10 protein-coding genes are annotated in these 12,051 nt (G+C 35.2%); 1 reads left to right on the top strand and 9 read right to left on the bottom strand.

All coding sequences use genetic code 11. The annotated features are described in order from the left end of the window. Positions 1 to 5: 5 nt before the first annotated feature. The 5 genes from DS830_RS08330 to DS830_RS08310 form a co-directional block, all read right to left on the bottom strand. Positions 6 to 527: a GNAT family N-acetyltransferase gene (locus tag DS830_RS08330; RefSeq protein WP_118908992.1), complete on the bottom strand. Its 522-nt coding sequence runs from the start codon at positions 525 to 527 to the stop codon at positions 6 to 8. 74 nt (positions 528 to 601) lie between these two features. After that, a complete protein-coding gene (locus tag DS830_RS08325) occupies positions 602 to 1,099 on the bottom strand; it encodes a hypothetical protein (RefSeq protein ID WP_118899845.1) in 498 nt (165 codons plus the stop codon). Between the two features lie 292 nt (positions 1,100 to 1,391). Further along, positions 1,392 to 3,890, bottom strand: coding sequence for an excinuclease ABC subunit UvrA (locus DS830_RS08320; protein ID WP_118908991.1), 2,499 nt, complete (start codon positions 3,888 to 3,890; stop codon positions 1,392 to 1,394). Between the two features lie 45 nt (positions 3,891 to 3,935). Beyond that, positions 3,936 to 5,732, bottom strand: coding sequence for an oligoendopeptidase F (gene pepF / locus DS830_RS08315; RefSeq protein WP_205526815.1), 1,797 nt, complete (start codon positions 5,730 to 5,732; stop codon positions 3,936 to 3,938). Between the two features lie 73 nt (positions 5,733 to 5,805). After that, positions 5,806 to 6,306: a universal stress protein gene (locus DS830_RS08310; protein WP_118899849.1), complete on the bottom strand. Its 501-nt coding sequence runs from the start codon at positions 6,304 to 6,306 to the stop codon at positions 5,806 to 5,808. 141 nt (positions 6,307 to 6,447) lie between these two features. Here DS830_RS08310 and DS830_RS08305 point away from each other — a divergent pair, with 141 nt between their 5' ends. Continuing rightward, a complete protein-coding gene (locus DS830_RS08305; RefSeq protein ID WP_118908989.1) occupies positions 6,448 to 7,254 on the top strand; it encodes a tyrosine-protein phosphatase in 807 nt (268 codons plus the stop codon). Between the two features lie 54 nt (positions 7,255 to 7,308). Here the strand turns inward: DS830_RS08305 and DS830_RS08300 are convergent, their stop codons facing one another. The 4 genes from DS830_RS08300 to DS830_RS08285 are packed head-to-tail and all read right to left on the bottom strand — an operon-like array spanning position 7,309 to position 11,914. After that, positions 7,309 to 8,265 (bottom strand): ABC transporter permease, encoded by a 957-nt coding sequence (locus tag DS830_RS08300; RefSeq protein WP_118908988.1) that lies wholly within the window; start codon positions 8,263 to 8,265, stop codon positions 7,309 to 7,311. Continuing rightward, entirely contained in the window at positions 8,262 to 9,347 is a 1,086-nt protein-coding gene (locus DS830_RS08295) for an ABC transporter permease (RefSeq protein WP_240366803.1), read from the bottom strand. The genes DS830_RS08300 and DS830_RS08295 overlap by 4 nt, the downstream gene beginning before the upstream one ends. Then, positions 9,344 to 10,879, bottom strand: coding sequence for an ABC transporter ATP-binding protein (locus tag DS830_RS08290; RefSeq protein ID WP_118908987.1), 1,536 nt, complete (start codon positions 10,877 to 10,879; stop codon positions 9,344 to 9,346). Before DS830_RS08290 ends, DS830_RS08295 begins: the two co-directional genes overlap by 4 nt. A gap of 12 nt (positions 10,880 to 10,891) precedes the next feature. Beyond that, entirely contained in the window at positions 10,892 to 11,914 is a 1,023-nt protein-coding gene (locus tag DS830_RS08285) for a BMP family lipoprotein (RefSeq protein ID WP_118908986.1), read from the bottom strand. Between the last annotated feature and the right edge of the window lie 137 nt (positions 11,915 to 12,051).

Raw genomic sequence — 12,051 nt, 5'->3', positions numbered from 1 at the left:
TTATCTCAGCGAATAAAACGTTGATAAGCAACTAATGGACGTTGCTGTGCATCCCGAATAGTTCCGCACTTTTGAAAACCATTCTTTTCAATTACATGCTGCATTGCTAAATTATCAAAATGAGTATCAATTCGCACATCATGAATATTCAACGAAGCTGTAATAGATAGTAAATGTTGAATAAAAACAGAAGCTAGACCTTCACCTTGATGACCTTGAGCAATAGCAACCCGATGAAAAATAGCATAGCGTTCTTGTGACTTAGGACTCCAACTGCCATCTTCAATTTGATCATAGCTTGATTCGCCTTGGTCTTCCAAAGCAGCTACACCAGCTATTTTATCATCTTTAATCAAAAAATAAGCAATTCCACGCTGAATATCACTACGCAAAATCTTTTGGTCGGGATATCCATCTTGCCAAAGATCTACGCCCCGTCCTTTTAAAACTTGCTTGGCTTCTTCAATAATTTCTACTACTTGATCTAATTCATCAGCTTGTACTTTACGTAAATATGTTACTGGCATAATACATCCCTCCTAAAAACAAACACCGGGATATATTAGCGAATTAAATTTTATTTTGCAAATAAAAAGACTCGTTAATTATTTTTCTGCCAATTATCTACAGCAGCTGCAGCCAGAGCAATTGATAAAACTGCATCTTGAGATAAATTATTACGCACATCCGCCATAATTGTGTTAGCTACCACTGCGCCAATCACTTCTAATGCATATTCAATTGTATGCAAATCGTTAGTAACATCGTATTGTCCACCAGCAAAGGGATGCTCATGATTATAAGTGAAGTTTATTTCACTCTTAGCAAAACTGCCATCAACATGGTTCACCAAAACTCGATCTTGTAATTTACTTAATGGTTGTTTATCGTTTTGCAGCGTTAATTGATGATCAGATTCATTTTCATAATATTGTTCTTCAGTCATTGTTAGATATTCTTGGACTGGGTGTCGCAAAATGGCCAAATCATCAATGATTTCATTAATTTTTTGGACGTCAAGTTGTGTCTTGTGTGCTACAATTTCGGAAACATGATCTTCCAGCCAATCGGCCATTTGACTCACTGCTTCTGCTTGCATAATAATTGCCTCCCCAAAATCTTTACTAGCAAATTATAACTGTTTTAGTACTTACTTTCCAGTTTCTATCGTTTTTTATTTTGCAATTGCACTGTAATTACTGGCCCAATTAATCAACCTGCAAACTATCCGGGATAAATAATTGTTTTAATTGCTGATAAGTAGTTAGTTTTAAGGTTAATGGTGGTAATTAATCTTGAGGAAACCAACTCATATTAATAGTCTCGTTATTTTTTAGAAAATACTTGCGGAATATCTTTTTTTAAAGCAGTATCATAACTATCTATGAAAGTTAACGTTGATATTTATACCAATGCTTTTTTAAATATTGCAAAGTCAAACTATTTGGATGCTTGATTAATTTTTTCGGCTGGCCAGCAGCCATGATTTGGCCACCTTGATTACCACCCTTGGGACCTAAATCAATCAAATAGTCCGCATTAGCCATAATATCTAAATCATGCGTAATAATAATTACTGTTGCTCCTTGAGCTTTTAAACGATTAATCACACCTAATAAAGTTTGAACATCTAGTGGATGTAAGCCAACCGACGGCTCATCAAAAACAAAAAGTGTGTGTGCCTGTTGTTTATTTAAATGTTTTACTAGCTTTAACCGTTGTGCTTCTCCACCGGATAAACTGGGCGTACTTTCTCCCAAATGTAAATAACTTAATCCTACCTGCTGTAACAAAACTAATTGGCGCTCAATTGCTGGAACTGAGACAAATATCGGTAATGCTTCTTGAACTGACAAGCCTAAGAGGTCAACAATACTAAAATTGTGCCATTTAATTTGCTGCACTTCGGGATTAAAACGTTGTCCATGGCAGACTGGACAAATTTCTTCCATATCAGGTAAGTACTGAATGTCTAAAGTAATCGTACCTAATCCGCCACAATTAGGACAAGCACCTTGTTTATTATTGTAAGAAAAATAAGCTCGTCCATAATGCTTTTGCTTAGCTAATGATACTTGAGCGAATAATTGCCGTAAATTATCCATAATATTTGTATAAGTAGCTACTGTAGAACGTGCATTCTTGCCAATAGGAGCAGCATCAACACTAATAACTTGTTGTAAATTCGTTTGTAATTGAGTAACCTGTTTGGGCAGCGACGCTTGCTTAATTGCCGGCACCAAACTATCTAAAATCAAACTAGTTTTACCCGCTCCAGAAAAACCTGTAACTGCTGTAATTTGCTGTTCAGGCAGCTTAACTTGAACATTTTTTAAATTAAAATAATTTTCAACTGTAAAATCTGTAGTTATTGTTTGCTGAGCGGGTGAAGCTTCTTTTTCATGCCAAATATTAGCAGTACCTGCAATAAAAGGTCCAATTAATGAGTTTTTATCATGTACTAAATCTTGGGGAGGTCCTTGACAAATCACTTGACCACCAGCAGCACCAGAACCTGGTCCCATTTCAATAACCCAATCAGCTGCAGCAATAATATCAACATCATGATCTACTACCACTAATGAGTTTCCTTGAGCAATCAAACTGCGCAAAATTTTAATTAAGCCTTGGACATTATCCGGATGTAAACCAATCGATGGCTCATCTAAAACATACAACACCCCTGTCGTTTGCGTCCGCAATGTTTTGGCTAATTGAATGCGTTGCAATTCACCCGTTGATAAGGTATTACCACTGCGAGCTAAAGTAAGATAATCCAATCCTAATTCTAATAAGGGCCGCAAGTTATCCTGCAAATCTTCAAATAGAATTTTTGCCATTGCTTGCATATTTGAAGGTAATTCTTGTTTAACAGATTGTAACCATTGTGGTAATTGTCCTAAATCCAATTCCGATACTTGAGCAATATTTAATTTTCCACTAAGTTGCGTCAATAATTGCGGATTTAAGCGTGAGCCATGGCAGGTTGGACAAATAGAAAAATGAAAAAATTGATTTAATTGTTTTTGAGCCCGCTCACTTAAAGATTTTTTGGCTGTGTCATATACTGCTTCATAAGCATTTTCATAAAGGGCTTTTTCCATATGAAACACTCGCCCCGTGGATGTATTCAAATCTATCGGGTATTGTTTTTTGGCTCCATGCAAGACAATATCTTGTTCTTGCGCAGTCAAGTCCTTATATGGAACATCAATGCGTACCCCTAAAGTTTGAACTACCTTCGGCATAAAATTACGCCCTGGTAAGTGCCATGAAGCCACAGCTCCTTCTTGTAAACTCAGATTAGGATCACCAATCAATTTATCGGGATTAATTTCTTGAACATGACCACTTCCGTGACAAGTTGGACAAGCACCACTAGCATTAAACGCAAAATCTTCGGCAGATTTAGCCATAAAATTAATTCCACAAACAGGGCAAGTCAATTGTCCCATACGTTCATCTGGCAAATCCATCACCTGGGCAATTTTAATATTGGGTTTTAGTCGATGTCCATTAGGACAAACTGGCGAACCTAAGCGAGAAAAAATCAACCGCACTACATTAAAAATTTCACTCATAGAACCAACTGTGGAGCGTTCTGAAGGCACAGTTGGGCGTTGACGCAAAGCTATTGCTGCTGGGATATGGCGAACTTCTTGCACTTGAGAACGTTTAGCTTGATTAATTCTGCGTCTAGTATAAGTCGACAATGCTTCTAAATATCGCCGTGAACCTTCAGCATATAAAATACCCATTGCCAAAGAACTCTTACCCGATCCCGACAAACCTGAAATAGCGACAAACTTATTCAAGGGAATTTGGACATTGATGTTTTTTAAATTATGGACGCGACCGCCGATAACTTCAATTTTTTCTATAGATTGCAATTTCTTACTTCCTTAATGATTCATTAATTAAGCAAAATAGTCTCTTTATTTGCTAAGTAACTTTTCTAATTCATCTAATCTTTGGGCAAAAGTGGCAAAAGCAGCTTCTAAATAATCCGGTTTCGTCATATCTACTCCTGCTTGTTGCATAATTTGAATTGGATATTCTGAGCTTCCTGTTTGTAAATAATGGAGATACTTGTCACGTGCATGGGGCTTTTGTTGCATAATCTGGGAACTAAGATATGAAGCGGCCGCAAAACCAGTCGCATATTGATAAACATAATAATTCATATAAAAATGTGGGATCCGTGTCCATTCGAACGCAATTTGCGGATCATTAATCACATCATTACCATAATAACGTGCATTTAACTGCTCATAATAACTAGACATATAATCTGCTGTTAAGGCTTTACCTTGAGCATCTGCCTGATGAATAAAATGTTCAAATTGGGCAAATTGGGTTTGTCGATAAATAGTACCTTTAAAACCATCTAAATAATAATTTAAAACATAGGCGCGAACTTTGGGATCTGTTTGCGTCTGTAATAAATATTCTGTCAAAATATTTTCATTTGTTGTGGAAGCAATTTCTGCGATAAAAATCGGATAATCACCATACATATAAGGTTGATAGTGACGAGTATACCAGCTATGCACACTATGTCCGGTTTCATGAACTAATGTATATAAATTGTCCAAATTATCCTGCCAATTTAATAATTCATAGGGTGCAGTATCATAAGAACCACCTGAATAAGCTCCTGAAACTTTACCTTGATTCTCTACCACATCAATATCGCGATTATTAAAAATTTCATCGACATGCTCCAAATAGTCTGCACCCAACACGGCTAAAGCCTGTTTAGCCGTTTGTTTAGCACTACTAAAAGTATAAGTTAAAGGAGGTTGACCAACTAAGGGGGTATACATATCATACATATGCAACTCTGAAACATTCAAAATTTGTTTGCGTAAAGCAACATAACGATGGAGTAAATCTAAGTGTTGATTAACTTCTGTAATCAGAGTGTCGTAAACTGTAGTCGGAATATAATTTTGGGACATTGCTTGTTCACGCGCGCTGGAATAATGATGTACTTGTGCTAAATAATTATTCTTTTTAACTTCTCCGGCTAAAGTCGTGGCAAAAGTATTTTTAAATTGACCGTACACTTGATACAAAGCCATAAATGCTTTTTGGCGAACACTTTGATCTCCAGACTCTAATAATCGACTGTAAACACCGTCTGATAATTGATATTGTTGCCCTTTTTCATCTGTGACCACTGGAAATTTTAAATCCGAATTATCTAACACATTAAAAGTGTTACTAGCGGTCTGCATAACATCACCAGCCGCTGAAAGTAATGCCTCACTTTGAGCATCTAAAACGTGATTGCGATTAATTGTAATCATATCTAAAAAATGTTGATAGCTCTGCAATTGAAAATCTTGTTTAAACTTATTTAATTTTTCTGGTGGAATCTCCAAAATTTCTGGCTCTAAAAACGCTACATTGGCATCTACTTGGGCTAATAAGCTATTAACTTGAGCTTGATAAGCTTGGTAATGATTATTAGCAGTGTCTTGATCACTTTTCATACTTGCATAAACGGCTAATTTTTCTACTTGCCGATATAAAGCTAATACTGCATCTATCCCTTTCTTTAGAGCTGACGCTGATTGTGCTAAAGTTCCAGCAATGCGGGTGATTTTCTGGTTAGAATCTATTGCCTGTTGCAAATTGTCTTCAAATTCTTGATCATTAATAAAAATTTTAGTTAAATCCCAAGTTAATTCGACTGGAACTTCAGCGCGAGTTGGCAGTTTTTGAATTTTATTCATCATATCTCCTAAAAAAACAAGCAATATCAGCATCAATACCTACTGAAATTGCTTGTCTAAATGATTATTTCTTATTATTTTTTTTATTACTTTTTTTAATAGCTTGATTATTCAAATCAGTCCGAACCACAATAACATCAGTTAAAGCATTGCGGGTTACATAAGAGGATACCGACCCAACTAACAAACGCTCTACAGCATTCAAACCAGTAGAACCCAAAATAATTAAATCGTCATGATAATCTTTTAGAAAATCTAAAGAAATAATCGTTTTAGGATCACCAAAACGAATATGAATTTTGATTTGTTCTTTAGGTAATCCCGCTTTTATAAGTTCTTCTTGTAGTCCTGATAAATAATCTTGTGTATCTTCTGTAATTTGATAAATAACATCACTTGTTAGCATTCCACCGTAAGCACCAACAAATTGCCGCGTATCTAAGACATCTAATACATCTAAAGTTGCATGATTACGAATCGCAATTTGGGTCGCCTTTTTCAAAGCAATTTCAGCTTCATCTGAACCATCAACTGGAGCTAAGATTCTTTTGTATTCTTGTAACATTGGCTTCACCCTTTCCATATACTATCAGAATACGTCTATTAGCTAGAAATTTCAATCATTTTAGGCTAAAAACAAATTAGTTATTTTCTGGAAAATATTTGATAGAATGAAGTAAATATCTTAGTAGAGGCAGGAAATTATATGAAAAACAATCGTCTTTTAAACTTAGAAGCCGGCAGGAATTTTCGGGAGTTAGGAGGATATCAAACCAAAGATGGAAATACTATTAAGTATCACAAAATCATACGCTCAGCTAGTTTAGGACAATTAACTGACCATGATTTAAACTTCTTAACTGATTATGGTCTGAAATATGATATCGATTTTCGTTCGGCTGACGAACAACAAAAAGTACCAGATCGAGTACCTGAACATGTTGAATATCTTTTCGATCCTGTATTTGGAGTGGATTTGACGCAAGCATCAAAATTTGATGACCAAGAAAAGGCCGCAACTCCTGATCACAATATCGAAGGTTTAACGGATATACCTAGTGATGGACATGAAAATATGTGCAATACTTATCGCGAATTAATCCATTTAGATAGCGCCAAAAAGGCTTATCGGATTTTCTTCGATAAATTACTAGAAAACAACCAAGCAGACCAAGTGCTACTTTTTCATTGCACAGCCGGTAAGGATCGCACCGGTATGGGCGCAGTCTTTTTTATGACTGCTTTAGGTGTGGATCGCCAAACTATTCTTAACGATTATTTAATGACTAATGAAGTTACTAAGGATTTTGTCGAGGAACAACTACAACCTTTTACTAATAATCCGTTAATGTATGATTCCGTAAAAGCATTAATGCAAGTGAGTCCTGATTATCTTAAAGCTGCAGATGAAGAAGTTAAAAAAGAAGCTGGCAGTTGGATAAATTATTTGCAAACACAAATCAAAGTTACTGACCAAGAAATTGCTGATTTAAAGAAAATCTATTTACAATAAAAATAAAAACTTCCGTTATTGAATACAGCGGAAGTTTTTAATTTTATATCCTAATTAATTTTTAATATAATTTTTGCCATCTGCTGCAGGGCCTACTGACTTACCAAAGAAAATTGCCAAGACAATAATTGTAATTAAATATGGCGCCACTTGAAACCAAACAGAATTAACATGATTTAAACCAGGAATATAAGCACCAATAATAGGCAAACTTTGTGCTAAGCCAAAGAAAATTGCAGCTCCCATAGCTCCCAGCGGATTCCAGTTACCAAAAATCATGGCAGCTAATGCCATAAAACCTTGTCCTGAAATTGTGCTCACAGAAAAATTCAACGTGATAGATTGAGCCATAACAGCCCCACCTAATCCTCCTAAAAAACCAGAGATCAATACTCCTAAATAACGATAACGACTAACATTAATTCCTAGTGTGTCAGCTGCTGCAGGGTTTTCACCAACTGAGCGAAGTCGCAAGCCAAAAGAAGTACGATATAGAACATACCAACAAATGACCGCTATAATTATTGCTAGCCAAGCAATTAATGAAGTTTGTGTAAAAAAAATTTTACCCAAAATTGGAATCTTAGCTAAACCAGCAATTGTCATTGTTCCTAATCCTTGACTAATAATTGGAGTCTGACCTTTGCCACCATACAATATTCGCGTTAAAAACACACAAAGCGCAGGAGCAATCATATTTAGTACTGTTCCTGAAATGATATGATCTGCTCTAAAGGTAATAGTAGCTACCGCATGTAGTAACGAGAATAAACATCCGGACATCCCACCAATTAATAATGCTATCCAAACAGTTTCAGCGCCTAATTTTGAAGTCCAATTCAAAGTGAAAATAGTACTACAAAAAGCACCTACAATCATCATACCTTCTAAGCCAACATTAACCACGCCACTACGTTCAGAAAATGTACCACCTAGCGCAGTAAAGATGAGGGGCGCAGAATAAACCAAAGTAGTAGAAAAAATTGTCATTAAAATCGTTGTTAAATTCATATTTGCCCTACTCTCCGTTTATTTTTGTTTTTTGAATGGGAAAATTTATATTTGTTCATTATAATTTCGAAGGCATATTTAATCGCTATAAAGAAAATAATAGCCGCAGTAACGATATTCACAATTTCAGTAGGAGTACTAGAATAAACTGAAATACTCATTCCACCAATTTGTAAAGCAGAAAATAATAAAGCAGATAATATAATACCTAATGGATTATAAGCTGCCAAAAGTGCTACTGCCATCCCATCATATCCTACTTGAGGTAAAGAATTAGACACTGAAATATTTTGAAAATTACCCAATCCATCTAAAGCTCCACCTAAGCCTGCTAAAATTCCCGAAATTAGCATCGATACAATAATTGTTTTACGTACATTCATACCAGCATACTTGGCAGCCCGAGAATTATAGCCAATGCTGCGTAACTCCAAGCCAGCCTTCGTACGATTAAAATAAATCCAAATTACTATACAGGCCAATATCGCTAGAAAGAACCCCCAATGTAAAGTAGAATTAGCTGTCAATTGCGCAAGAAAGTTACTGCGTAAACTGGCTTTAGCTACAATAGTTGCAGAACTATCTTGTCCTTTAGTTGCTAACCAATTCTTAACCATATAATTAACAAAGTAAAGAGCTATATAATTCAACATAATTGTTGTGATCACTTCACTAGTGCCACAATAGGCTCGCAAAATACCGGCAATAGCTGACCACAGTCCGCCTAATAAAGCCCCAGCTATAACAGATACAAAAATTAATACCCAACCTGGAAGCCAAGATAATTTAAGAGCAACAATGATGGCGCCAAACCAGCCCATAAGATATTGACCAGAGCCTCCAATATTAAAAAATCCCGCCTTACTAGCCACGGCAAATCCTAAAGCAGTTAAAATTAATGGCGTCATATTACGTAAAGTTTCACCAATAGAGTAAGAACCTCCAAAAGCACCTACAAATAAATTCCAATAATTCTGTAAAGGATTATATCCGAATAGTAACATTACAATTGCGCCGACCAAAAAGCCTGCTAATACTGCTATTATAGGAAATATCCATGTTTTTTGCTCTTTTACTTTCAATTATTTACCTCCGTTGAAGTTGGAGTTTTTTGACCAGCCATCATTAGTCCTAACTCTTGAGCATTAGTCTTTTGAGGAGCAACTTCACCAACAATTTCCCCATTATGCATTACTAACACTCGATCAGATAATTTTAAAATTTCATCTAATTCAAAACTTATTAATAATACTGCCTTACCTAAATTACGTTCTTGAACAATCTTTTCATGAATATACTCGATAGCTCCAATATCAACTCCACGTGTTGGATTAGCAGCAATTAAAAGATCCGGATTACTACTAATTTCACGTGCAACAACAATTTTTTGTTGATTACCGCCAGACAAAGAAGCTGCTTTACTTTGCTCACTTTGTGTCCGTATATCATAGTCATGAATTATCTCTTGAGCAAAACGATTTAAATAACGATAATCTAGTATGCCATAATGACTGACTGGTGGATGATAATACTCTTTTAAAACCAAATTTTCTGCTACCGTCATCGGCAAAATTAGTCCCTCAGATTGTCGATCTTCTGGAATATAGCCAACCTTAGCTTTAATAAAATTTCTGACTGGTTTATTTTCAAAATTATTCCCATTAATTTTAATTGAACCTGCAGTGACTTTTTTCATACCGGTTAAAGCCGCAATTAATTCACTTTGGCCATTACCATCTACCCCGGCAATTCCAACAATTTCACCGCTATGAACTTGCAAATTCAGATTATTAACTTTTTTTCGTCCTTTAGAGCTAACATTTACACCATGAATATCTAATATTAACTGATGATTATTGATAGTAATCTTTTCCATTGAACTTCTTAATTTACGCCCTACCATCATCTCAGCTAACTTCTCTTCTGAAGTGTTATTAACTTCAACAGTATTAATTACTTTTCCTGATCTGATAACCACACAACGATTGGCAATTTCTTTAATTTCTTTCAATTTATGAGTAATAAAAATAATTGCTTTATTTTCATCTGCCAAAGCCCGAAATATTCTCATTAGTTGCTGAATTTCTTGTGGTGTTAAAGCAGCAGTTGGTTCATCAAAAATAAAGATATTAGCTTGTCGATAAAGTGCCTTCATTATCTCTACTCTTTGTTGCATACCAACTGAAATATCTGCTACCTTAGCTTGTAAATCTATTTCTAGTTGATATCTTTGAGCTAATTGCTGAATTTTTTTAGTAGCGCCTGCATAATCCACTCTGCCAAAATGTTGTTTTGGCTCATCACCTAAAATTATATTTTCTAAGACACTAAAGGCTGGAATTAACATAAAATGCTGGTGTACCATGCCGATTCCCAAATCTTTAGCAGTTTTAGGCCCATTAATTTGTACAATCTTGTCATTAATTAAAATTTGTCCTGATGTGGGCTGAATTAATCCAGAAAGTATTCCCATAAGGGTAGACTTTCCGGCACCATTTTCACCTAACAATGATAAAATTTCTCCTTCATGTACACTAAGAGAAATATCATTATTCGCTGCTAATTTCCCAAACTTTTTTGTAATATGTCGCATTTCAACAACTGTTTTGGGCATGATGAACTCCTTTTATTTGGCTTTGACAGTGATGTCACCTTTAATTATTTTTTGGCGATATTCGTTAACGGCTTTTTGAGCAGTAGTTGTTAAATTATCATCAATTAAATCTACACCCTTACCTTTTAAATCATAAGTTACAATCTTATTACCTGGGAATTCACCTTTCATTGATTTATTGGACAAATCATAGACAGCAGTATCCACTTTTTTGACAGCTGAAGCTAAAGTCACATTACCTCCATTATATTTTCCATCAGCTTTTTGATCTTGATCTACACCAATAACCCAAACTTTCTTACCATTTTTGCGGTTATCTTTAGCAGCACTAAATACACCTGCTCCAGAACCTCCAGCCGCTTGAAAAATTACATCTTCCTTATTATTGAACATCGCACTTGCTAAAGATTTTCCCACATCAGCTTTAGTAAATGCTCCTACATATTTAACATCAACTTTAATATTGGGATTAACCGCATGTACTCCTTGTATAAAACCTTTTTCAAAGGTAGTTACAACATCACTTTTAATACCACCCACAAAACCTACTTTATTAGTTTGCGTAGTTTTTGCAGCTGCTACGCCAGCCAAATAAGAGGATTGTTCGGATTTGAATTGTACTGAAGCAACATTTTTATGATTAGGTACTACTGAATCAATAATTGCAAAATTAGTTTTAGGGTTTTGCTTGGCAGCTGTATCAACTGCTGAATTTAATTTATAACCAATGGCAAAAATAGTTTGATATTGAGCTTTTACTAACTTATTAATATTAGGCATAAAATCTGCATCGGAGGTTGATTGGGCATAATTATATCCATCAACACCTTTTTTCAATCCGTGTTGTTTGCCCCAATCCTTTAATCCTTCCCAAGCTGATTGATTAAATGATTTATCATCAATTCCACCACCATCTGTCACCAAAGCCGCAGTGTGGTGCTCTTTTGTATTTGAATTACTATTCTGATTGCTACATCCTCCAAATACTAACCCGAATGTTAAAACTATTGCAGTTAAAGTGGCTGCCCTTTTCATAGTATGTAATCCTCCAGTAAATATAATTATTTAGGAATTAAGTATAGCAAGCTTCTTTTTTAAAATCAATACATTTTTTAAATAAATTTGATAATTGTTCGTGTTTATATAAATTAAAATCTTTATAAATATAAACG

The organism is Bombilactobacillus bombi (assembly GCF_003522965.1).
GTDB classification, from domain to species: Bacteria; Bacillota; Bacilli; order Lactobacillales; family Lactobacillaceae; genus Bombilactobacillus; species Bombilactobacillus bombi.
The sequence above is the reverse complement of the archived record's forward strand: the minus strand, read 5'-3'. Positions and strand labels throughout refer to the sequence as shown.